The following is a 21,409-nucleotide window of genomic DNA, read 5'->3' as shown; positions in this document are numbered from 1 at the left end:
AAGACACCGGATAGTTCGTGTATGAAGCGGCGTCACGCTGTCTTTCCTGCTGTTGCCGCTACTACCTGGATTCTGGCGCCGGGAGCTTTGGAACAGACCGAAAACTGCTGCTCAGAATAGGACGGATTGCTTTGGCTCCGCCCCGCAATGACAGCCTGGCCACTCATCATTTCACCGCCTAATACCGCTCCAAATCCTGCTTGCGGTAGGCGTCAATAGCCAGCAGGATGAACAGCAGGGTAGTAAACGACCAGAGTGAGGACCCGCCGTAGCTGAAGAAGGGCAGCGGAATGCCCACCACCGGCGCCAGACCAATGGTCATGCCGATGTTCACGCAGAAGTGGAAGAAAATGATACTGGCCACGCAGTAGCCGTAGGTGCGCCCGAACACCGACTTCTGGCGCTCTGCCACGTACACAATGCGGCCCAGCAGCGTCATGAACAGCACAATAGTCACCAGCGTACCGAGCCAGCCCCACTCCTCACCCACCGTACAGAAAATAAAGTCGGTACTCTGCTCGGGTACGAAATCGAACTTGGTTTGGGTGCCCTGCAGAAAGCCTTTGCCAGTCAGGCCGCCCGAGCCAATGGCAATTTTGCTCTGCGTTACGTTCCAGCCCACGCCCAGCGGATCGGCGGAGGGGTTGATGAGCACCTCGATGCGCTTGCGCTGGTGAGGTTGCAGCACGTTGTTGAAGAAAAAATCCACCCCGAACACCATCCCAATCACCACGGCCCACACGCTCAGGGACAGGGGCAGATGGTGGCGCCAAAGCTTGGAGTTGAAGGCAAAGGCGCCCCCCAAAATCAACGTAAACGCCCCCACCAGCCAGAGCTTGGGCACCAGCAGCGCCAGGATAAGAATGACGCCCGCCGCGGCCAGAATCAGCAGAATCAGGGGCGACATACCCTCCCGGAAATAGGCCAGCAGAAACGCCCCGAACACCAGGGCCTGGCCGGTTTCGTTGGCGGCAATAATGAGCAGTGGGGGCAGCAGCGTAAGGCCGGCCAGCACCAGCTGGTCGCGGAAATTCTGCTGGCGCAGGTTGATGCCGGCCATGTAGCGCGACACGGCCAGAGCCGTTACGAATTTGGCAAATTCGGCGGGTTGCAGGCGCATGGGTCCCAGCTCCAGCCACGAGCGGGACCCGGCAATGGGCCGGGCAATGAACGGCGTGACGATGAGCAGCAGAATCATGCCGCCGTAGAGCACGAAGGCAAAGGTGTCGTAGGCCTTGGACTCAATCACCAGCAACACCACAATCAGCACCACGGCGGCTCCAATCCAGACAATCTGCTTAAACCAGTTGAAGGCCATCAGCTCCGAAAAGCTCAGGCTGCTAAGTGGGTTGGCCGGGGCATCGGGCGAGTAGCTGGCCGCGTACACGTTCAGCCAGCCCACCCCCACCATGAGCAGGTAAATCAGCACCGTAATCCAGTCGATGCTACGGGAATAGCGGGCGGGAGAGGAGTTCAATTAAAAATTGAGAATTAAAAATTAAAAATTATTCTCGACTGAAATGGGACCATTGGCTTGCCGTGAGGAAAGAATAATAGCTGCCAGTATCTTTTTCAACTCTTCGGCTTCATTCAGTAATGACTCAGCCAGACGCGGCTCGACACAATCCGTGTCACGCAGCAGACGCAACCAGTAATGCGTTTCGCGTGCTTCTTTATAGGCAATTCCACACTTAGCCACAAAGTCACGCTTAGAAAATCCGCCAACGGCTTCCTCTACATTAGCGCCCACCGATGTGCCACTGCGCAACACCTGCGCAGCCAGCGGTGGCACTTCTCCAGCCCGCCGCAGATGTTTATACAGCCGTACAATGCGCACGGCGAATGCATAACTTTTGACCAATATCGTATTATCCTCCTTCATGTCATTTTTAATTTTTAATTCTCAATTTTTAATTAAAAAACTCAATGGTGTTTCACAAATCGTTCGGCGGGGCCGGGCAGCCATTCCTCCCAGCGGTGCCGCCAGGGGGCCACTTTGCCGCGCAGGTATTTCTCCATGATAAGCGACGCCAGCGGGGCCGCCGAGCTACCGCCGAAACCGGCGTTTTCTATGAATACCACAATGGCAATTTTGGGGTCTTCGGCCGGAGCAAAGGCGGCAAAGGTGGCGTGGTCGTCGCCGTGGGGATTTTGCACAGTACCGGTTTTGCCGGCCACCGAAATGCCCACGTCGAGTAGGCTGGCATTGTTGCCGGTACCGCCACGCCCATCTACCACGCTTTGCATCCCGGGAATAATTTCCTCGAAGTGAATGGGGTCGACGCCCACCGTGTGCTTTACCTGAAACTGAGGCAAGGGCCCACCCTGGCCAATGCCTTTCACGAAGTGGGGCGTATAGTACCAGCCCCGGTTGGCAATGGTGGCCATGATGTTGGCCATTTGCAGGCCGGTAATACCGATTTCGCCCTGCCCGATACTGAGCGAGTATACCGTGCGGAAATTCCAGCGGTGGTAGCCGTTGCGCTTGTCGTAGAAGTCCGACGACGGAATCAGGCCCTTCTTCTCCTGCGACATATCTACGCCCAGCTTCTCCCCCAGCCCAAACTGCATCACCTGCCGCCGCCACTCCGCCAGGCCCAGGCGGGCATCCTCGAAGCGGTTGGTGGAGCGGCCCCGCATCACGGCCGTGCGCATCACCTGGTAGAAGTAGGGGTTGCAGCTCTGCTTGATAGCAATGCCCACATTGCTGGGGTACTCGTGGCGGTGGGTGCAGCGCACCAGCTTCCAGTTGCACGGAAAACCGGTTTGGGGCGTCACCACGCCCATTTGCAGGGCCACCAGCTCGTTCACCAGCTTGAAGGTGGAGCCGGGCGGGTAGGTGGCCATGAGGGGGCGGTTGAACAGAGGCCGCTCGGGGTTATTGAGCAGCTCCATGTAGCGGTTGCCCATGCCCTTGCCCGAAAGCGTAGCCGGATCGAACATCGGGGCCGATACGAACACCAGAATTTCGCCGGTTTTGGGGTCCAGAGCTACTACCGAGCCCCGCTTGCCGGCCATCAGCTTCTCGGCGTACTCCTGCAGCTCCGAGTCGAGGCTGAGGTGCAGGTCCTGCCCGGCCACCGACAGCGTATCGAACTCCCCGCCCCGGAATGCGCCCTTCTCGATGCCGCGCACGTTCACCATGCGGTACTGCACCCCGCGCCGGCCCATCAGCTGGTCTTCGTAGTAGGATTCCAGCCCCGTAATGCCCAGAAACTCGCCGGGCTGATACTTGGCGTAGCGGGGCTTCTCGAGGAAGGCCGGCGTAATGGCGCCCACGTAACCCAGGGCGTGGGCCATCGTGTGGGTATTGTAGGAGCGGGCCATGCGGGCCTTCACGCTGAAGCCCGGAAAGTCGATGAGGTTGTCCTGAATGGCGGCCAGCTCGGGCGTGCTCAGGTTTTGCACCAGCGGGGAGGCTTTCACGCGGCTGAATGCTTTGGCGGCCTTCAACCCCTCGCGCACCTCCTCCACGGGCAGTTGCAGCAGCTGGCAAAACCGGGCCGTGTCCAGCTGCTTCACCTCCCGGGGCACCACCATCAGGTCGTACACCGGCGTATTCTGCACCAGAATCTGGCCCTTCCGGTCGTAGATGAGGCCCCGGTAGGGCGTCTGCACAATGCGCTGGAGCGTGTTGCGGTCGGCGGCCAGCTTATAGCTACCGTCCAGCACCTGAATGTAGAAGAGGCGGGCCGCAAACACCAGCGCCACGGTCAGGAAAATTGCCTGAACTACGTACTTGCGGCCTTCGAGGTATTGCAAAGCAGAAAAGTCTGAAAGAAAATGAGTTCCGAAGCAGTTTTCGGAAGCACAAAGATACTCCGGGAAATGGTGATGAGGTAACGAAGAAATGAGGTGATATAGCACGTCATTCCGAGCCCCGCGGGGAATTTCGCGTGCTGAGGTTGCAGTAGTGACTGTTCTGCAGAACGTAGCCGGAGGTGGAGTCGAAGCATGTCTTCCTCTGACTGATTGAAGGCCTCCCCCGCAGGGGTGCAACTTCAGCACGCGAGCTTCCTCCTCTCATCGGCATGACGTACCGGGGCACTTCATCCCTCCTATTCCTTCATCATCTGCTCCGCCGCCGTGTGGGGAAGAAAATCAGCTGGATGATGAGCAGCGTCAGGCCGGTGTAGAGGGTACTGACCACCATTTTGGCCAGCGTAGTACCGAACACCTGGAAGGAACCTAACTCCAGCAGAAAAAATGCCACGTGGTGAATACCAACCAGAATTGTGAGGTATACCACCATCCATTGCCAGCCCATCTGATGGATGTTCACGGAATCCTGGGCATCGTACCCGTCGCGCGGGGTGAGCAGGCGCAGCACCCAGGGCCGCAGGTACATTAGCAGCACGGCCGAGCCGGCGTATACGCCCCCGGTATCAAAAAACATATCCAGGGTGATGCCGGTGAGGAAACCCAGCACCAGCTGTACCACAATGGGGGTGTTGATGGGCAAAAACAGCAGGAAACCCAGGTAGATGAAGCACCAGCCCAGGTTAAACAGCACAAAATCGGTGCCGCTGATGAGCAGTACGTACAGTGCCAGGTAAATGATGGCACGGGCTGCCTGCCAGACTATTTCCAGTACGCCGCCTCTCATGGTCGCTCGTCTCCTTCTGCTTTAATGCCGGCCCGGGCCTCTACCGTATCCCGCTCGGCCTTGGGGCGGCTGGTTACCACGTACACGTAGGTGAGGCGGGAGAAATCCACGGCCAGCCGCACGCGCACCGTCCAGAAGTTCTTGTCCGGCTCTTTCACAAACGACTCAATAGTACCGATGCGCACACCTTCGGGAAATACCGCGTTGTAGCCCGACGTTACCACCGTGTCGCCGCGCAGCAGCTTGTTTTGGCGGGGCACATTGTCCAGCAGCACCAGGGTGGGGTCGTCGCCGAGCCAGCGGATGGTGCCAATGGTGCCGTCGCGCTGAATGCGGGCCGATATGGCCGTTTTGGAGTGCAGCACCGAGGTAATGGTGGTGTAGTGCTCCGACGTCACCTTCACGCGGCCCACCACGCCCTCGGCCGACACCACGCCCATACCATTGCGTACCCCGTCCACCGAGCCCACGTTCAGGGTAAGGTAGTTATCCACGCGGCGCAGGGTGCTGTTCACCACCCGGGCCGGAATCAGGGGGTAGTCGGGGTCGTGGGCAGCCAGTTGGCGCAGGCCCAGCAACAGCGAATCGGGGCGGCCCAGCAGCCGCAGACGGGCTTGCGTGGTGCTGTCCTTGCTCACGGGCAGGGTATCAGCCTGGCGGCGGCTGAGGGCGGGCGGGTACAGCTGCTGGCGCAGGCGGGCATTTTCCTGCATCAGGCCTTTGTTCACGTCAACCAGCCGGAAATAATCCTGCACCTGAGTGCGCCAGTCCAGCACCTGCCCCACGTAGGAGTTGGCCGAGTTGAAAAACGCCGCCCGCTGGTAGGAGCTGTTGCGCACCAGCAGATACAAGCTCAGCACCTCCAGCACCGCAAACACCAGAATGCCCCGGTAGCGAAACAGAAAGTTGAGCAGGTTATTCATGAGGTGAATTAAAAATTAAGAATTAAAAATTAAGAATTGTCATTGGCGCTACACAAGCTTTTCGCGCATGAAAAGCCCAGTGAATTGCCAATTTTTAATTCTTAATTTTTAATTCTTAATTCTTTTGACCTTAAGTCAAAAGGACGCTGCGGAAGGCGGGGATATTTTTAATGGCGGCACCGGTACCGCGCACGACGGCGCGCAGCGGATCTTCGGCAATGTGAATGGGCAGCTTGGTTTTGGCGGCCAGGCGCTTGTCGAGGCCACGCAGCAGGGCTCCGCCGCCGGTCAGGTGGATGCCGTTTTCGTAGATGTCGGCCGACAGTTCGGGCGGACTGATTTCCAGGGCCTTCAGTACAGCTTCCTCAATCTTGGCCACCGACTTGTCCAGGGCAATGGCAATTTCCGAGGAGGTTACCTTGATAACCTTCGGAATGCCCGTCATCAGGTCGCGGCCGCGCACCTCAAAGTCGGGGGGCGTTTGCTCCAGCTCGGTGAGGGCCGCGCCTACTTCAATTTTGATACGCTCCGCGCTTCGCTCCCCAATGAGCAGGTTGTGCTGACGGCGCATGTAGTCCAGAATATCCTGGTTAAACACGTCGCCAGCCGTTTTGATGCTCTGGTCGCACACGATACCTGACAGGGCAATTACTGCAATTTCAGTGGTGCCCCCTCCGATGTCGATAATCATGGAGCCTACGGGCTGCTCCACATCAATGCCAATACCAATGGCGGCGGCCATGGGCTCCTGAATCATCCAGACCTCTTTGGCCCCGGCGTGCTCGGCGGAGTCACGTACGGCCCGTTTTTCCACCTCCGTAATACCCGATGGAATGCAGATAACCATACGGTGGGAAGGCTGGAACAGGCGGGTGCGGGTGTCAATCATCTTGATCAGCCCCTTAATCATTTCCTCCGCGGCGTGGAAGTCGGCAATTACGCCGTCTTTCAGGGGCCGGATGGTTTTGATGTTGTCGTGGGTTTTTTCGTGCATTTGCTGCGCCTGCCTTCCCACGGCAATTACTTTATTGGTAGTGCGGTCTTTTGCGATGATGCTCGGCTCGTCCACCACGATTTTATCGTTGTGAATGATGAGCGTGTTGGCCGTGCCCAGGTCAATGGCGATGTCGCTGGTCAGAAAATTGAAGAAACCCATCGAGTAACGGCAAGTAGATGAGAACGGGCAACATGCGCCCGTTAAAAGTGGGGCAAAAGTAAGCAAGTTTCGCCGAAGCTACAGCTTGTGTTTCTGTGGGTTAAAACCCGCTTAGCTCCTTTCTTGCTGCTAAGGCACCGATATAATATTTCCTATACCTGCCCATAGACGTGCCGACGCTTATCACCCCAGCGGCAGGATGACAAAAAAGTACCAACACATCCGGCATAAATCACACAAACAGGTTATTTTCAGTATATTATTTATAGTATCATTTTTCGCATATACGCTTACTGTTGTGCTTACCGGCTAACTATATGGATCAAAATTCAGTAGCTTTACTTCTCCAAATTTCATTTTTCCCATGAAACAATTTTTCCTCCCTACCGCAGCGGGCACGCTGCTTCTGAGCCTGGCCCTGACGGGTTGCGGCAAAAAACCCGAGGCTTGCTTCACCATTGAGAAAGGTATACCCAGCTCAAAAATTAATGAAACGGTTGAGGTTAATGCAGGCTGTAGCACGGAGGCCACTTCCTTCGTGTGGGAATGGGGAGATGGAGCCAGCGACACAGGCATCAAGACCAACCACAAATACAATGCGGCGGGTACATTCACTATCAAGCTCACTGCCAAAAACGACGACAACTCAGCCACCACAACCAAACAGGTGACGATTGTACAGTAATACAGCGTTGGCGTGAATAGGTACACACAGCAACTTGCGGCCACGGCCTAACGTTTGCGCCCTGCTATTCACGAAACTGCTATAACTCACCAGAGTAAGAGTATACCACAAACAAGGCCGGCTATGGATAGCCGGCCTTGTTTGTGGTATACTCTTACTCTAATAGCCGCTTAGTGCTTAAAGTGCCGCACGCCGGTGAGTACCATGGCCATGCCCAGGCGGTTACAGGCGTTGATACTGTCCTGGTCTTTGATGGAGCCGCCGGGCTGCACTACTGCCCGGATACCTACCTCGCCCGCAATTTCTACGCAGTCGGGGAAGGGAAAAAAGGCATCGGAGGCCATAACGGCCCCTTGCAGGTCGAAGCCGAAGCTGCGGGCTTTTTCGATGGCCTGGCGCAGGGCATCTACACGGGAGGTCTGGCCCACGCCCGAGGCCAGCAGCTGTCCGGCCCGAGCCAGCACAATAGTGTTGCTTTTGGTATGCTTGCACACCTTTAGAGCAAACTCCAGGGCGGCTATTTCCTCCGCCGTGGGTGCCGATTCGGTTACGGTACGAAAATTAGCCGCGCCTTCTACCACCCGGTCGAAATCCTGCTCGATTACGCCGTTGAGCAAGGTTTTGATTTGCTTGGTGGGAAGCTGCACGGGTTTCTGGCGGAGCAGAATGCGGTTCTTCTTGCTTTGCAAAACCAATAGCGCGTCGGGGGCAAACTCCGGGGCAATCAGCACCTCGAAGAACAGCTTGTTCAGCTCCTCAGCCGTGGCTGCATCCACGGGCTTATTCACAATGATAACGCCACCAAACGCCGACACCGGGTCGCAGCTGAAGGCGTTGAGGTAGGCCTGCTGCAGAGTATCGGCCTGGGCTACCCCACAGGCGTTGGTATGTTTAAGGATGGCGCAGGCTGCGGGGCCGGCAGCATCAAACTCCTGCATGAGCAGCACGGCGGCATCCACATCTACCAGGTTATTATAGCTGAGCTGCTTGCCGTGGAGCTGGTCGAAAAGAGCATTCAGGTCGCCGTAGAAAGTGCCGGCCTGGTGGGGGTTTTCGCCGTAGCGCAGGGAGGTGGCTGGTTGATTGTTGATTGTTGATTGTTGATTGTTGGTATTTTCCTGATTCGTGGAATTCTTGATGGTACCGACCTCATTTTTAATTGATTCCGCGAAGTAGCGATGAATCTGGGTGTCGTAGTGGGAGGTGGCCTCGAAGGCGGCGGCGGCGTAGTGGCGGCGGTCCTCCAGGTCGGTGGCACAGCCTTTGGCCTGGAGCAGCGCGGTTACGGCCGCATACTGGTCGCGGGAGCTGACTACCAGCACGTCGCGGAAATTTTTGGCGGCGGCCCGTAACAGGGAAATGCCGCCAATGTCAATCTTCTCAATAACGTCCGCCTCGGGGGCGCCCGAGGCCACAGTTTCTTCGAAGGGATATAAATCCACGATTACCAGGTCGATGGGCGGAATCTGGTGCTGCTCGGCTTCCCGTAGGTCGGCGGCCTCATGGCGGCGGTGCAGAATACCACCGAACACTTTAGGGTGCAGGGTTTTTACGCGGCCGCCAAACACGGCCGGAAATCCGGTGAGGCTTTCCACGGCCGTTACTGGGGCACCCTGTTCCTCAATAAATTGCTGGGTACCGCCAGTGGAGTACATAGTTACGCCATGCTCTTGCAGCAGCGCTATCAAAGGTTCCAGTCGGTCTTTGTAGTACACGGAAACAAGGGCGGAGCGAATGGGCTGTGACATGGCAGTACCGGCTTGGGTGAAGTGAAATGCTGCGCGAAGGTAGGCACCGCCCCGCAGGCCAGTGTTACGGAATTATTAACAGACGCCCGGCGCGAGGGGTTAGCAAACTCAAGTTGTGGCCTATGCTAATGATGCTGAAGCTAGTTCCCCTCCTTGGAAAGGAGGAATTAGGGGTGGTTGATTTTCTTGAACGGTTTCTAGGGCTAGTTCTAAACCTGCTCTCACAGCATCAACCACCCCTAACCCCTCCTTTCGAAGGAGGGGAACTAGCTTTCTAACTCTAAACATGATAGTCCGCAACTTGGGTTAGCTCCCACTTCACCCATTATCAGACTCCAGTGGTTTTGCGTTTTCAGCGCTAGTCCTAGACACCAGGCAGCCCTGGGCACCCGGGGGCCGTATAGCCCTCAACTCCTCTTCTCTCCTACTATATGCCTGCTCCGGATACTGCTACCTTTCTGTGCTTTTCCCCCACCACCGCCGAGGCCAGTGCCGCGGCCCTGGCGCCACGCCTGTTTGCCCAGGCCCCGCACACCGATGTGGAGGGCCGCTTCCCGACGGCGGAGTTTGATTGGCTGCGTGAGGCCGGGCTGCTGACCGCTCCGCTGCCAATAGACCTGGGGGGTGCCGGACTGCACGAGCGGGCGCACACGTACGAGCTATTGAGCACTTTGCGCCACATCGGGCGGGGCAACCTGGCCGTAGGACGGCTGTACGAGGGCCATGTAAATGCGCTGCAACTGTTTCAGCGGTTCGGGCGGCCCGGGCAGGTAGCCCGCTGGGCTTCGGAGGCTGGCCTGGGCCACTTGTTTGGGGTATGGAACACAGAGGCCCAAGATGGGGTGAAGCTGGAGCCCCTACCGGACGGCCGGTACCGCCTGCACGGCCGCAAAACCTTTGCCTCCGGTGCGGGCTCCGTTACCCGCCCCCTGCTGACTGCCGCCCTGCCCGAAGGGGGCTGGCAGATGCTGATTCTGCCGGCCGATGTGCAGATTCCGCAGTACCAGCCGGAGTTCTGGCAGCCCCTGGGAATGCGGGCCTCAGCTAGCTTTGGGGTCGATTTTGCCGGGCTGGAAGTGGACGAGGAAGACCTGCTGGGCCAGCCCGGCGACTACTACCGGCAGCCGTGGTTTAGCGGTGGGGCCATTCGGTTTGCGGCCGTGCAGCTGGGCGGGGCCGAGGCGGTGTTCGACGAAACCCGCCGCTTTCTACGGGGCCTGCAACGCACCACCGACCCCTACCAGCGCCAGCGCTTGGGCGAAATGAGCCTGCTAGTTGCCAGCGGCCAGCACTGGCTGCGCGCCGCCGCCGAGGTAGCCGCCCGCCCGGCCGCCGACGCTGAAGCGGAAACCACCGTAGCCCACGCTAACCTAGTGCGCTCGGCCATTGAGGCCATATGTCTGCAGGTGCTGCCGCTGGCCGAGCGGTGCGTGGGGGCGCGGGGGCTGTTGCGGCCTGAGCCGTTTGAGCGCCTGCACCGCGACCTGACCCACTACCTGCGCCAGCCAGCCCCCGATGCGGCCCTGGCCGACGCGGGCCGGTATGCGCTGGAAAACGGAGAGCCAGCCTATCAGCTCTGGGAAAAATAGCCACGCGCGGCCCGTTCCCGTAGGTAGTAGTCTATCCTTTCCTGCCCACATGCCCGCATTTGCCTCTACTGAATACCCGCTGTTGCCTCCCGCCGCTGCGGCCAGCCTGGGGCCCACCGTAGTACTAGCCCCCCACCCCGACGATGAATCGTTGGGATGCGGCGGCCTGCTGGCCCTGCTGCGGCAGGCGGGGCTGCCCGTATGGTGCGTGCTCGTCAGCGACGGTACCATGTCGCACCCCAACTCCCGCAAGTTTCCGGCGGCGGCCCGGCAGGCCCTGCGGCTGGCGGAGCTGCACGCGGCGCTGCGGGAGCTGGCGGTACCTACCGAGGCGCTGTACTGCCTGAACCTACCCGACGGGGCGGTGCCTCCACCCGAGGCCGCCGCCGGCGCCGCGCCGGTGCGGCAACTGGCCGATTTTCTGGCGGCCACTCAGCCGGCTACGGTGCTGGTGCCCTGGCGGCGCGACCCTCACCCCGACCATCGGGCCACCTACCAGCTGCTGCAAGCGGCCTTGCACCTCCTGTCTCGGGCACCGCGGGTGCTGGAGTACGTTGTGTGGGCCTGGGAGCGGGCCTCCCCCACCGACCTGCCGCAGCCGGGAGAGGTGGAAGGCTGGCGGCTGGATATTGGGCCGGTGCTGGCCCAGAAACAGCAGGCCATTGCGGCCCACCACTCCCAATTGCCTGGCTCGCCTATTGATGATGACCCCATGGGCTTTACGCTGGCACCCTCCATGCTGGCGCACTTTGCCCAACCGCTGGAAGTATACCTGGAAACCGCCTCCCGCTAGTAGTAGCTCACACAAATGCAGCCCAACCCCAACCAGCCCCATACGCTGCCGCCCACCTATTTTGAGGGCGTGTACCAGGCCAACGAAGACCCCTGGAATTTTGAAACCAGTGCCTACGAGCGGGACAAATATGCTGCTACGGTAGCCGCCCTGCCCAAAACGCACTACCCCACGGCCTTCGAAATTGGCTGTTCGCTGGGAGTACTTACTGAACAGCTGGCCCGTCATTGCGCGCACTTGCTGGCCGTAGATGTAGCGGCGGCACCCCTGGAGCGGGCCCGGCAGCGCTGCGCCCACCTACCACAGGTAAACTTCCGGCTGATGCAGGTGCCCGCCGAATTTCCACCCGAACAGTTCGACCTGATAGTAGTATCGGAAGTGGGCTACTACTGGAGCCCGGAGGACCTGGAAACGGCCCGCCGGAAAATACTGGCAGCCTTGCGCCCCGGTGGGCATCTGCTGCTGGTGCACTGGACGCCCCCCGTCCACGACTATCCCCTCACCGGCGACGACGTGCACGAATTTTTCCTGAGCCAGACGGTAGCACCTGGTCCACTTCGCCACCTCCAAGGCCAGCGACAGGCCACCTACCGCCTCGATGTGCTGGAACAGGTATAAGTACTGTGTTACCGCCGTAGCGCGGCCAGTACCTGCCGCAACTCCCGGATGGCCTCACTAAGCGGCAGCACTGCATACTCGCCCGGGTTCAGCTGCATTTTAGCCCAGTGCCAGAAAGCGCCAAACGTGGGGTAGTCAGCGGCAGCCCCGGCCAGGTGCCGGAGCGCCACGGGGAGGGTTTCTGGGGCTTGTGCCTGCTGCCACAGGGCCCGTAGCTGCTGCCGCAGGCACAGCTCAGTTACCAGCCCGGCCGGGTGCGGCACCATGGGCTCCTGCTCGCCCAGCCGCCCCCATTCCTGCAGCTGCCAGGAAAGTCCAACGGCTACGCGCCCCTGCCGGCGGGCGGAGGTATACACCCGCACGGATGAGCAGTGGCGCACCCGCAAGTCGTGGTGCAGCAGCGCCTGGTACAGGGCCTCATCTTCCAGATAGGGCACAGCTGGCAAGCCCCCCACCCGGCGGTAGGCCGCCGCCGTAAGGGCCAGACTGGCACCAAAGTGCTGGTGATGCCGGGGCCAGGGGTCGTGGGGCAGGGGGTCGAGTAGCTCCGCCAGTTGGGTGTGCAGCAGCTGGTAAGTAGCATCCTGGAGCTGGCGGCGGCGCACTGGGCACCCTGGCGCCGTTTCGTTCATCAGGATGCGGCCACCCACAGCATCGGCCCCTGCCGCCAGGGCGGCATGGGTAGCAGCCAGCCAGGTAGGTGCCACTTGCGTATCGGCATCGGTGCTGGCAATAAAACCCAGGGGCTGGCCGGCCTGCTCCAGTCGGCGGCAGGCCTCATCCATTAGCAGCTGGCGGGCCCGACCCACGTGGGCTTCGGGGGCGGGCAGGGTGGTTTCAGCTACGTGAAGGGCAAACCCGGGGTGGCAGGCTCCAAACTCCCGGGCCAAGCACGCGGTGGCATCCTGGCAGTTGTTGGCCAGCACCAGCACCTCGAAGCTGCGGGGGGGCAGCGGGTGGCCATGTGCATCAACCTGAGCGGCCAAAGCGGCCAGGGTGGCCGCAATAGTTGCGGCTTCATCTTTGGCCGGAATGATAACGCTGGCGCGCAGCTCGGGCGCGGGTGCGGGAGCCAGCTGCCACGGCGAACCAACCAGGGAACCAGCCGAGGTAGCCGCGTGAAAACGAAGGGGAGTGGCGTGGGACATGCGCGTCTTCTACGGATAATCAGCGGCCTGAAGTCAACGTAACGCCTAAAAAAACCGCACTGACGAGCTTAAAACCCACAACTCCCCGAAGCAAACCGCTCCGGGGAGTTGCATAAGACACTTGTAGAAGAGGCTGCCTAGAACGCCTCCCCTACTGCGAAGATGATACCCGAGTTTCCACCGGAACCCACCCCGTAATCGAGGCGGATGTTGAGCCGGTCGCGGCGGTTGAAGCGGAAGCGGGCCCCCACTCCCCCCGCGAATTTCAGGCCGTCGAGGGAATAGTCGCTGAGGGCCGGGGCAACTTCGCCCACCGCCCCGAACACGGCCCCATCAATGCGCCAGAACAGTTTCTGACGGATTTCAGCCTGGGCCGTAGTAAACTGCCGGTCCCGGTAACGGGCTTCGTAGATACCACGCATCAGGTAGGCGTTGTTGTAGAGGGAGCCGCCCAGTGTGGCCCCCATGCCGCCCCATTCCCGGAACGGCACCCGCCCCGTGTGGTACTGGCCCAGAAACTGCAAGGCCAGAATGGTATTGTTGGAGCCGAACAGCGGGTTGAAGTGGCGGGCATCCACCATGTAGCGCGTGAAGTTGTAGTCGCTGCCCAGGCCTTTGCCCGCGAACAGCACGTGCGCATCCACAAAATTTCCCCGGTAAGTGGCCAGCACGTTGTCGCGGCCGTCGTAGAGCAAAGCCGGCCCCAGGCCGGAGGTGGTGTAGCCGGCGCGCTGCACTTCCGGAATAGTGTAGTAGGAGCTGGGGTTGCCTTCCTGGTCTTTAAGCGTAACAGTGCCCAGGTCGGTGAGGCGGTAGCGCAGACCCACGAACAGGTTGGGTACTACCTTTTTCAGCACCTTTTCATCAAACACCCACAGCGGGTACTGAATGTGCGACTCGTTAGCCTTGCTGGTTTCGTTGCCGCGGCCGTAGTAGTTGAAGGCCAGGTCATAGTAGCTCAGCTCACCCGAAAAATAGTACTTCTCCTCCTTAGTGAAAATGGTGTGCGTGAGCTGCACCGTGGTTTGCTTTTTCTGCGAAATCCAGGCAATCAGGCGGGCGTTGGATTTGCGCACGGTAGTATCGGAGCCAAAGCGCCAGACGGGCAGAATAGCCGCGCCCCCGGCAAACCCGGTTTCCTGCTGATAAAAGGCAATAGGCACCGGAATAAAGCTGGGCTTATCGGGGTCGGCGGGGGTGAGGCGGAGCTTGGCAGGCCGGGCAGCATGGGCCCGGCCGAGGCCAATTGGGGCGCCCATGCCGGGCGCGGCTTCGGCCGGAGCACTGGTAACCGCCGCGGCTTCGGCCGGAGTAGGTGCGGCCGTACTGTTGGAAGCTAGCACAATGGGCTCGGTGCGGGTTGAGGCAGGAGCTAGCTGCGCCTGGGCAGTGGGGGCAGCCAGCGCACTTAGCGCCAGCAGCGGGTAGAGGAAGCGCATACGTGGATGGCTTGGGGGCTGGAGAGGTGGATAGGTGAAGCAGTATTCGCCTAATTCGAAGGCCCCATGAGCCTGGGGTCCGGCGTGCTGCTGCTGGTCCTAACGCAACAGGAGCCTGCTCGGTTGTCGGGCCCAGAACCGGGTAGTTGCTCGGGATGCCTCTACAGCCAGAGCATGGACAGAATACCGGCCAGCATTATCCATTTGCAGCCGGCACTCAGGCGGGCAAAGTGCTTGCGTCGGTCGGCCCGGCGCAGGTGGTAGCCCAGGGCCAGCAGCGGAGCTAGTACCAGCACCAGCAGCCAGATACCCACGGCCCAGTAGTGCGCTAGCAGCACCCGATACACGGCCCCCGCCAGCAGCACCAGCAAACACGCCCAGAAAAACCCGGCCACCCACTTCGTGCGCGGCACGCCCCACACAATGGGCAGGGTCCGGCAGTCGTGCTGGGCGTCGCCCCGTATGTCTTCCACGTCCTTCACAATTTCGCGTACCATCGTCAGCAGGAAGGCCGCCAGCGCGTAGCCCCATACTGCCTCGTTGCCCGTACGGGCCTGCAGCTCCGGCAGCAGCACCAGCGCGGCGGTCAGAATGCCAATGCTCAGATTGCCGACCAAAGCCACCCGCTTAAACCGCACCGAATACGCCCAGAGCAGCACCGCCGACCCCAGATTTACCAGCCCCAGCAGCGGCGACAACATGACGCCCACCCCCACTCCTACCCCCGACAGCAGCATGTGCGCCAGCATGGCGTGCCGACGGTTTACGGCCCGGCCCACTACCAGCTTACCGGGCCGGTTAATGGCGTCAATCTTCACGTCGTAGTAGTCGTTGATGATGTAGCCGGCGGCCCCAATGCACAGGGCCGCCGCCAGCAACATGCCGAAGCCTGGGGCCAGCACCTGCTGCCACGGAGCACCCGGCAGCAGCAGGCAAACACGCACCAGCAGCATACACAAGCCCATAATGAGCAGGTTGGGCAGGCGAATCAGCCGGGCCAGCTGCCGCCAGCCGCCCGCCTCCGGGGTGGCCGCTCCGGCTCCAGCGGCCGGGTGGGTGTCGGCGGAAAAATAGGGCAGGCGGGCCATAGGCGAAACAAGAGATGAACGAGGCAGAATGCAAAGATGCACGAACTGTTGCCCCCAGCGCACAAAAGCCCCTTCCGGCGACGGAAGAGGCTTTTGTGCTGTGCTAAAAACCTAGCGTAAACCGGTAGTTTACAGTTTCTTCACATTTACCGCGTTTACGCCTTTACGGCCTTCCTGCGTGTCAAACTCCACGCGGTCATTCTGTTGGATCTGGCCCCCGTTAAGGCCGGTAATGTGGACGAAGAAATCCTCCTTCGTGCCGTCTTCCGTAATGAAGCCGTAGCCCTTCGACTCATTATAGAATTTTACGGTTCCTGTTTTCATGAAAAAGAAAGAAATTGAGTTGATGATGGTTGGGGTAAATATAGAGGGATTTTAGAAAAGCACAACCCCAGCTACTTAGCGCGTAACCAGGGTAGTAGCACGGAAAAGATACGTTGGTCGACCTGAGCCTACTGTTGGGCTACCAGGTCTGTTGCTGCTTCATTACGGCCTCAATAAACTCGCGCACGGCGCCGTGGCCACCGGGCAAGGTTGCTGTGTACGTGCTGATGGCCCGCACATCAGCGGCCGCGTCGGCGGGGCAGGCCGCTATGGCACAGCGGCGCATCACTTCAATATCCGGCATATCGTCGCCCATGTAGGCAATGGTGGCCGGCTCCAGGTGGTAGGTATTGAGGTAGCTGTTAAAGATCTTCATCTTATCATCTACGCCCAGGTAGATGTCGCGCACATCCAGGGACTCCAGCCGCTTGCGTACCCCTTCTTCCTCCCGGCCCGAAATAACAGCAATACGGTAGCCCTTGCGCAGGGCATGACGTACGGCGTATCCGTCACGGATGTGGAAGGCACGGGCCTGTTCGCCGGAGTTCAGGGCCAGCAGGGTGCCATCCGTCAGCACGCCATCTACATCGAAGATGAACACCTTAATGGCGGAAAAATCAGTCACAGGTGACACGTTACTGGTGAGGGGATGACAGGGACAGGTGAGGTAAAGGAAGACAGGTGATGAGGTGACAGGTATTATGCGCTAACTTCCAGGAGCAGACCTGTTACCTCATTACTTATCACCTGTACCGGTCGCTTTACGTTATTGATTATCGCGCCACTCGTACACCCATTTGGCCTGGATCTGCTCCAGGTGGCCTTCGTTGGCCTGCTCGCGGGTACCTTCGAAGTTGGGCAGGCTCAGCACCCACTCCAGCAGCTCCGTGAAGCGGATGCGGTAGATTTTGGCCTCAGAGAATTCGTTGCCAAACTTCTCATACAGCGCCATGGCAATGTCTTCATGGTCGCTCCACTTAATCGGGGGCTCGAAATGGTTCATTCTGCTTGAGTGATGAGTTATGAATGATGAGTTATAAATGAAATCAGGAGCCGGCCAGCTGCCAACTCATAACTTATCATTCATAACTCACCCTTCTAAGTTAGTGTCCCAGAAACTCCTGGGGCGGAATCTGAACAACGATGTCCTGGTTGCCCTGCACCACGCACTGGCAGCCCAGGCGGGAGTTGATGCGGGGATTTACGGCCCGGTCGATGAAGTCTTCTTCCTTATCGGAAATTTCGGGCAGGTCGTCTTCTCCCTGCAGAATATACACGTGGCAGGTGCTGCAGCCGCATACGCCGCCACAGTTATGCTGAAGCTGAATATCGTTGTTCAGTGCCACATCCAGCACCGATTCGCCCTCAGCGGCCACGTGCGTCTGGTCGGGCTGTCCGTCCTGAAACTTGAAGGTAATATGTACGGCTTTCACGGCGGAATGCTAGGTGGATCGGGGCAAAAATGCGGGTGCAAAGGTAGGCAGGCCGCCCCCCGAATCAAAGTTACTTGTCGGCCCTATTGTTTGCCAACGGGGTGGCGGCCACTGCCTGAATACTGGCTGTAAGCTGCCGGTAGAGTGCCTGCCAGGCGGGGTGCTCCGCCAGTGCGGCCTCATGGCGGGCCAGGGTAACGGCATCGTGGCGGAGCGCCGGGCCGGTTTGCGCCGTGAAGGGAGGCTGGCTCAGGGCTTTGTCCAGAGTTTCGCGAATGAGTGGGTGAAGCAATTCCCAGGGCAGGCCCGCCCCACCAAGTAGTGCATGCCCAATGCCCAGCAGGTGGTTGGGAAAGTTGCTAACCCACACGGCCGCCATGTGCAGCTGCAGACGCTGTGCCGAGGATAGTTCCCGCACATCCTGGCTCAGGCTATGGGCTAGCTGCCGTAATGTGGCCAAGCCGGCCGCATCCGCCGCTTCCAGGCACAGCGGCACCGTGGCCCACTCAATGTGGCGGCCGGGGCTGAACGTCTGGAGCGGATACAATACCCCACCGCGAATGTTCGGGTAGGCCATAAATACCGACAACGGCAGGGCACCGGCGGTGTGTACTACCAGTGCACCGGCCGGGAAACGGGCGGCAGCCAGCACTTCTGGCACGGCGGCATCGGGCAGCGCCAGCACGTAGATGTCGGCTGGGGGCAGTTCCTGCAGGTTGCTCAGCACCGGCACTTCGGGCGCGGCGGCAGTAGCTGCTTCGGCCGAAGTACGGCTTCGGCTCCAGAGGCCGAGTACCGGCTGCCCGGCTTGTAAAAGCGCCAGCAACAGGTGGGAGGCCACTTTGCCAGCCCCTATAAGCACAACCTGAGCAGGCTGTTTTAATATCGTCGACATTCTATATTAAAGTATTGAGAAACCATGGCTTTTGTCTTTTTTTCTGGTTTTTTCTGCCATTTTCTTCACACTTCTAGGCAAAATTTAACATCTTGTCTCCGTGTAGGCAGCTAGGCGCAGTAGTAGAGCTGCCGTTTTTCAGGCATTCATTTTCCTTTTCACTTTTTTCCTCTGGTCGTTTCTATGACACAACTTTACAAAGCGAACCGCACATCCGGCACCTGGCGCAAGCTAGTTCTGCTAGGTTTGCTAGGACTGGCCTCCACGGCGGCACAGGCTCAGTTCAGCTATTCTACTACTTCTACACAGAACGTAGCCGGTACTTACGCTGATTTGGGAACAACTGGGGCAGTTATTGCCACTACCAACACCGACGACGACAATTCGGCGGCTACTCCCATTGGATTTACGTTCAACTTCAACGGTCAGGCCTTCACTGACTTCGTATTGAACACCAATGGCTACATTAAGCTGGGTACTACCGCTCCGGTAGCTCCCTATTATTACACCGGCGCCCAGGACCCCACCAGTGGCCCCCTAAATAACGCCGCGCAAACCAACCTGATTCTACCTTTCAACCTGGACCTCGTTTCGGGTACTACCGCTGCTGAATACCGCGTGGCTACCACCGGCACGGCACCTAACCGGGTGTGTACTATTCAGTGGAAGAACGTCAGTGATAAAACACGCGACGGGGTTGGCAGCCAGTACGACAACTTCTCCTTTCAGGCCAAACTGTACGAAACTACCAACCAAGTAGAGTTTGTATACAGCCTGCCCACTGCAGTAACGGCTAGTACTGATGCTTTTAAACTGGCAGTGGTAGGCCTAAAAGGCTCAGGTAATGCTACCGGCCAAAGCCTGGTGATGCAGAAAGGCTCGGCTGGAGCGTGGTCAGCTGCTTTTGCCGTAGCTGGTAATTACCCTGCTCCTACTGCTACATCAGTAGCCGCGCATGGGATCCGCAAATCAGTATTGCCGGACGCGGGCCGTACTTATCGATTCCGGACAGTTTTTGCCAACGATGCGAAAGTACAAGTAGTATATACGCTGGGTAAGCTGCCAATTCCATATGGCGCACCACACACCATTCAGGCAATAGTAACCAACGTAGGCTCCGCGGCCCAAACCAACGTGGCGGTAACGGCTACGGTGAGTGGGGCTAATACCTTCACCAGCACCAAAACCATTGCTACGCTGGCAGCCGGCGCCTCATCTACAGTAAGCTTCGACCCGTTCACGCCTACTACCACGGGCACTGAAACGGTACGTGTAGCCGTAGCCAACGACGACGATAATACGAACAATGCTATTACCCTGGCGCAGGAAGTTTCGGCTACTACCTATGCCTACGCCCAGCCTGGCGTAGCCCCCAGCAGCAGTATCGGCTTCGGTACCGGAGGAGCTATCCTGGCCGTGAAATACACTACCTCGGCACCTCGCACGGTATCGGCCGTAACGGCCCGCATTGGCGACCCGAACTCGGTAGGCAAAACCATTTATGGTGTTGTGACCGATAATGCGGGTGCCATTCTAGGCCGCTCGGCTAACTACACAGTAGTTGCGGCTGATATCAACACCGATAAAACGTTTACGCTTACTGCGCCAGCTTCTGTATCAACGGGCAATTTCTTTGCTGGGGTGGCACAGGTAGCCAGCACCACAGCCTATTTCCCAATCGGGACGCAGGATTTTGAGGTTCCAACCCGGACGGGTGCCTACTTCAGCATTCCGCTGGCAGGAGGTACACCTGCCGACCAGGGCGCAGCCAACCTCGGTGCTATCATGATTGAGGCGGTAACGGGTGCTCCAGCTACCTGTCCGCCGCCTACGGCACTTGCTGTAAACACCATTACCACTACGGGTGCTAACGTAACCTTCACAGGGCCTTCCAATGGCACCGGCTACGTTATTGTGTATGGTCCGGCGGGCTTCAATCCGGCTTCAGCTGGTACCTCGGTAACCACTGCGGCTTCGCCCTACACGCTCACAGGCCTCACATCCTCCACCCGCTACGACGTGTATGTGCGCGCCAACTGCGGCGCCACCGACCAGAGTACCCTGACGGGCCCAGTCACCTTCACTACGGCCTGCGTACCACCTATCATTGCCGCCTTCCCGTACACTGAGGGCTTCGATGGTGTGGCCGCCGGCGCTTTGCCTTGTGGTGTAACCGTAACCGACGTGAATAACGACGGCAAAACCTGGGCTGTTGTAGCTACTAACCCGGCTTCGGCACCCAATGCCATCCGCTACACCTACAACACGGCCAGCGCTGCCGATGACTGGTTCTTCACCCCAGCGCTGTTCCTGCGTACCGGCTCCAACTACCAGTTGTCGTTTAAATACCGCGCAGGTCTGGCTTCTTACCCCGAGCGGCTGGAAGTAAAGTACGGTTCCGCTGCTACCCCAGCCGGCCAGACGACGACGCTGTTCCAGAACGCCAACGTGGCCAACATCACCTACTCGACTACCACGGCTGGTAGCGCCGCTGGTCAGGTTGCACTGATTACCCCCGCCACTACCGGCAACTACTACGTTGGCTTCCACGCCTACAGCACCGCCGACCAGTTCTACCTCTACGTAGACGACATCAGCATTTCGGCGGTAACCGGCACTTCGCAGGCCATGATGCGCGCCATTAGCATGTACCCCAACCCTTCAACCGGCAGCCTCAACATTGAGGTGCGCGGTGCCAACGCTAAAGGCGGGCTGGAAGTGGAAGTAACCAACCTGCTGGGTCAGCGGGTGCATACGGCCACCGTGCGCGACAACATGACCAACACCGTTGACCTCTCGAAACTGGCCAATGGCATGTACACCGTAAAAGTGAAAAACGGCAGCGAATACATGCTCCGCAACATCACCATCCAGAAGTAATTGCTACTACTGGCACTACGCAAAAAGGGCAGCCGCATGGCTGCCCTTTTTTGTATGAATTTGCCTGCGGCAGATACTCCCGCA

Annotated in this window: 20 protein-coding genes; 5 read left to right on the top strand and 15 right to left on the bottom strand. The window is 59.1% G+C overall.

Translation table 11 applies throughout. The features are described 5' to 3' along the window. Positions 1 to 178 precede the first annotated feature (178 nt). The 6 genes from rodA to EI290_RS11535 all read right to left on the bottom strand — a co-directional run bounded on the left by rodA (position 179) and on the right by EI290_RS11535 (position 6,685). Positions 179 to 1,477, bottom strand: coding sequence for a rod shape-determining protein RodA (gene rodA, locus EI290_RS11560; RefSeq protein ID WP_125430136.1), 1,299 nt, complete (start codon positions 1,475 to 1,477; stop codon positions 179 to 181). A 21-nt stretch (positions 1,478 to 1,498) separates the two neighbouring features. Continuing rightward, on the bottom strand, positions 1,499 to 1,882 hold the full coding sequence (locus tag EI290_RS11555) for a four helix bundle protein (RefSeq protein WP_125430133.1): 384 nt from the start codon (positions 1,880 to 1,882) through the stop codon (positions 1,499 to 1,501). 41 nt (positions 1,883 to 1,923) lie between these two features. Continuing rightward, entirely contained in the window at positions 1,924 to 3,762 is a 1,839-nt protein-coding gene (mrdA, locus tag EI290_RS11550; protein WP_125430130.1) for a penicillin-binding protein 2, read from the bottom strand. Between the two features lie 307 nt (positions 3,763 to 4,069). Beyond that, a complete protein-coding gene (locus tag EI290_RS11545; protein ID WP_246008933.1) occupies positions 4,070 to 4,606 on the bottom strand; it encodes a hypothetical protein in 537 nt (178 codons plus the stop codon). Then, positions 4,603 to 5,529 (bottom strand): rod shape-determining protein MreC, encoded by a 927-nt coding sequence (gene mreC, locus EI290_RS11540; protein ID WP_125430127.1) that lies wholly within the window; start codon positions 5,527 to 5,529, stop codon positions 4,603 to 4,605. The genes EI290_RS11545 and mreC overlap by 4 nt, the downstream gene beginning before the upstream one ends. 130 nt (positions 5,530 to 5,659) lie before the next feature. Beyond that, positions 5,660 to 6,685 carry a rod shape-determining protein gene (locus EI290_RS11535; RefSeq protein WP_125430124.1) on the bottom strand — a complete coding sequence of 342 codons (1,026 nt, stop codon included), beginning with the start codon at positions 6,683 to 6,685 and terminating at the stop codon, positions 5,660 to 5,662. Between the two features lie 364 nt (positions 6,686 to 7,049). On the opposite strand from EI290_RS11535, the gene EI290_RS11530 reads away from it, so the two are divergent. Then, positions 7,050 to 7,370: a PKD domain-containing protein gene (locus EI290_RS11530; protein WP_125430121.1), complete on the top strand. Its 321-nt coding sequence runs from the start codon at positions 7,050 to 7,052 to the stop codon at positions 7,368 to 7,370. A 170-nt stretch (positions 7,371 to 7,540) separates the two neighbouring features. Here the strand turns inward: EI290_RS11530 and purH are convergent, their stop codons facing one another. Further along, positions 7,541 to 9,118 carry a bifunctional phosphoribosylaminoimidazolecarboxamide formyltransferase/IMP cyclohydrolase gene (gene purH / locus EI290_RS11525; RefSeq protein WP_125430118.1) on the bottom strand — a complete coding sequence of 526 codons (1,578 nt, stop codon included), beginning with the start codon at positions 9,116 to 9,118 and terminating at the stop codon, positions 7,541 to 7,543. A gap of 431 nt (positions 9,119 to 9,549) precedes the next feature. Between purH and EI290_RS11520 the strand changes: the two genes are divergently transcribed. Genes EI290_RS11520 through EI290_RS11510 form a run of 3 tightly spaced genes read left to right on the top strand, consistent with a single transcriptional unit; the run spans position 9,550 to position 12,118 of the window. Beyond that, positions 9,550 to 10,707, top strand: a complete 1,158-nt coding sequence (locus tag EI290_RS11520) for an acyl-CoA dehydrogenase family protein (protein ID WP_125430115.1) — start codon at positions 9,550 to 9,552, stop codon at positions 10,705 to 10,707. A gap of 49 nt (positions 10,708 to 10,756) precedes the next feature. Beyond that, on the top strand, positions 10,757 to 11,500 hold the full coding sequence (locus tag EI290_RS11515; RefSeq protein WP_125430112.1) for a PIG-L deacetylase family protein: 744 nt from the start codon (positions 10,757 to 10,759) through the stop codon (positions 11,498 to 11,500). Between the two features lie 15 nt (positions 11,501 to 11,515). Then, positions 11,516 to 12,118 carry a class I SAM-dependent methyltransferase gene (locus tag EI290_RS11510; RefSeq protein WP_125430109.1) on the top strand — a complete coding sequence of 201 codons (603 nt, stop codon included), beginning with the start codon at positions 11,516 to 11,518 and terminating at the stop codon, positions 12,116 to 12,118. Between the two features lie 8 nt (positions 12,119 to 12,126). Here the strand turns inward: EI290_RS11510 and EI290_RS11505 are convergent, their stop codons facing one another. The 8 genes from EI290_RS11505 to EI290_RS11470 all read right to left on the bottom strand — a co-directional run bounded on the left by EI290_RS11505 (position 12,127) and on the right by EI290_RS11470 (position 18,445). Continuing rightward, positions 12,127 to 13,266 carry a glycosyltransferase gene (locus tag EI290_RS11505; protein WP_125430106.1) on the bottom strand — a complete coding sequence of 380 codons (1,140 nt, stop codon included), beginning with the start codon at positions 13,264 to 13,266 and terminating at the stop codon, positions 12,127 to 12,129. 137 nt (positions 13,267 to 13,403) lie between these two features. After that, positions 13,404 to 14,705, bottom strand: coding sequence for a BamA/TamA family outer membrane protein (locus EI290_RS11500; protein WP_125430103.1), 1,302 nt, complete (start codon positions 14,703 to 14,705; stop codon positions 13,404 to 13,406). A gap of 161 nt (positions 14,706 to 14,866) precedes the next feature. Next, positions 14,867 to 15,793, bottom strand: a complete 927-nt coding sequence (locus EI290_RS11495; RefSeq protein ID WP_125430100.1) for a geranylgeranylglycerol-phosphate geranylgeranyltransferase — start codon at positions 15,791 to 15,793, stop codon at positions 14,867 to 14,869. A 129-nt stretch (positions 15,794 to 15,922) separates the two neighbouring features. Next, on the bottom strand, positions 15,923 to 16,117 hold the full coding sequence (locus EI290_RS11490; protein ID WP_125421751.1) for a cold-shock protein: 195 nt from the start codon (positions 16,115 to 16,117) through the stop codon (positions 15,923 to 15,925). Positions 16,118 to 16,256: 139 nt separating this feature from the next. Further along, on the bottom strand, positions 16,257 to 16,742 hold the full coding sequence (locus tag EI290_RS11485; RefSeq protein WP_185816961.1) for a KdsC family phosphatase: 486 nt from the start codon (positions 16,740 to 16,742) through the stop codon (positions 16,257 to 16,259). Positions 16,743 to 16,883: 141 nt separating this feature from the next. Further along, on the bottom strand, positions 16,884 to 17,120 hold the full coding sequence (iscX, locus tag EI290_RS11480; protein WP_125430094.1) for a Fe-S cluster assembly protein IscX: 237 nt from the start codon (positions 17,118 to 17,120) through the stop codon (positions 16,884 to 16,886). 100 nt (positions 17,121 to 17,220) lie between these two features. After that, positions 17,221 to 17,550 (bottom strand): 2Fe-2S iron-sulfur cluster-binding protein, encoded by a 330-nt coding sequence (locus EI290_RS11475; RefSeq protein WP_125430091.1) that lies wholly within the window; start codon positions 17,548 to 17,550, stop codon positions 17,221 to 17,223. A 70-nt stretch (positions 17,551 to 17,620) separates the two neighbouring features. After that, positions 17,621 to 18,445 carry a Rossmann-like and DUF2520 domain-containing protein gene (locus EI290_RS11470; RefSeq protein WP_125430088.1) on the bottom strand — a complete coding sequence of 275 codons (825 nt, stop codon included), beginning with the start codon at positions 18,443 to 18,445 and terminating at the stop codon, positions 17,621 to 17,623. A 183-nt stretch (positions 18,446 to 18,628) separates the two neighbouring features. Between EI290_RS11470 and EI290_RS11465 the strand changes: the two genes are divergently transcribed. Next, positions 18,629 to 21,325 carry a T9SS type A sorting domain-containing protein gene (locus EI290_RS11465; RefSeq protein ID WP_125430085.1) on the top strand — a complete coding sequence of 899 codons (2,697 nt, stop codon included), beginning with the start codon at positions 18,629 to 18,631 and terminating at the stop codon, positions 21,323 to 21,325. The last annotated feature ends 84 nt before the right edge of the window (positions 21,326 to 21,409 follow it).

The sequence above is a fragment of the Hymenobacter metallilatus genome (assembly GCF_003944705.1).
In the GTDB taxonomy this organism is placed as follows: domain Bacteria; phylum Bacteroidota; class Bacteroidia; order Cytophagales; family Hymenobacteraceae; genus Hymenobacter; species Hymenobacter metallilatus.
This window is presented reverse-complemented; position numbering and strand designations above follow the sequence as displayed.

Coding starts and splice junctions, on each gene's coding strand:
- EI290_RS11520 (WP_125430115.1), top strand. CDS start 9,550: ATGCCTGCTCCGGATACTGCTACCTTTCTGTGCTTTTCCCCCACCACC.
- EI290_RS11505 (WP_125430106.1), bottom strand. CDS start 13,266: ATGTCCCACGCCACTCCCCTTCGTTTTCACGCGGCTACCTCGGCTGGT.
- EI290_RS11500 (WP_125430103.1), bottom strand. CDS start 14,705: ATGCGCTTCCTCTACCCGCTGCTGGCGCTAAGTGCGCTGGCTGCCCCC.
- EI290_RS11555 (WP_125430133.1), bottom strand. CDS start 1,882: ATGAAGGAGGATAATACGATATTGGTCAAAAGTTATGCATTCGCCGTG.
- EI290_RS11495 (WP_125430100.1), bottom strand. CDS start 15,793: ATGGCCCGCCTGCCCTATTTTTCCGCCGACACCCACCCGGCCGCTGGA.
- EI290_RS11510 (WP_125430109.1), top strand. CDS start 11,516: ATGCAGCCCAACCCCAACCAGCCCCATACGCTGCCGCCCACCTATTTT.
- mreC (WP_125430127.1), bottom strand. CDS start 5,529: ATGAATAACCTGCTCAACTTTCTGTTTCGCTACCGGGGCATTCTGGTG.
- EI290_RS11515 (WP_125430112.1), top strand. CDS start 10,757: ATGCCCGCATTTGCCTCTACTGAATACCCGCTGTTGCCTCCCGCCGCT.
- EI290_RS11545 (WP_246008933.1), bottom strand. CDS start 4,606: ATGAGAGGCGGCGTACTGGAAATAGTCTGGCAGGCAGCCCGTGCCATC.
- purH (WP_125430118.1), bottom strand. CDS start 9,118: ATGTCACAGCCCATTCGCTCCGCCCTTGTTTCCGTGTACTACAAAGAC.
- EI290_RS11465 (WP_125430085.1), top strand. CDS start 18,629: ATGACACAACTTTACAAAGCGAACCGCACATCCGGCACCTGGCGCAAG.
- EI290_RS11470 (WP_125430088.1), bottom strand. CDS start 18,445: ATGTCGACGATATTAAAACAGCCTGCTCAGGTTGTGCTTATAGGGGCT.
- EI290_RS11530 (WP_125430121.1), top strand. CDS start 7,050: ATGAAACAATTTTTCCTCCCTACCGCAGCGGGCACGCTGCTTCTGAGC.
- EI290_RS11490 (WP_125421751.1), bottom strand. CDS start 16,117: ATGAAAACAGGAACCGTAAAATTCTATAATGAGTCGAAGGGCTACGGC.
- iscX (WP_125430094.1), bottom strand. CDS start 17,120: ATGAACCATTTCGAGCCCCCGATTAAGTGGAGCGACCATGAAGACATT.
- EI290_RS11535 (WP_125430124.1), bottom strand. CDS start 6,685: ATGGGTTTCTTCAATTTTCTGACCAGCGACATCGCCATTGACCTGGGC.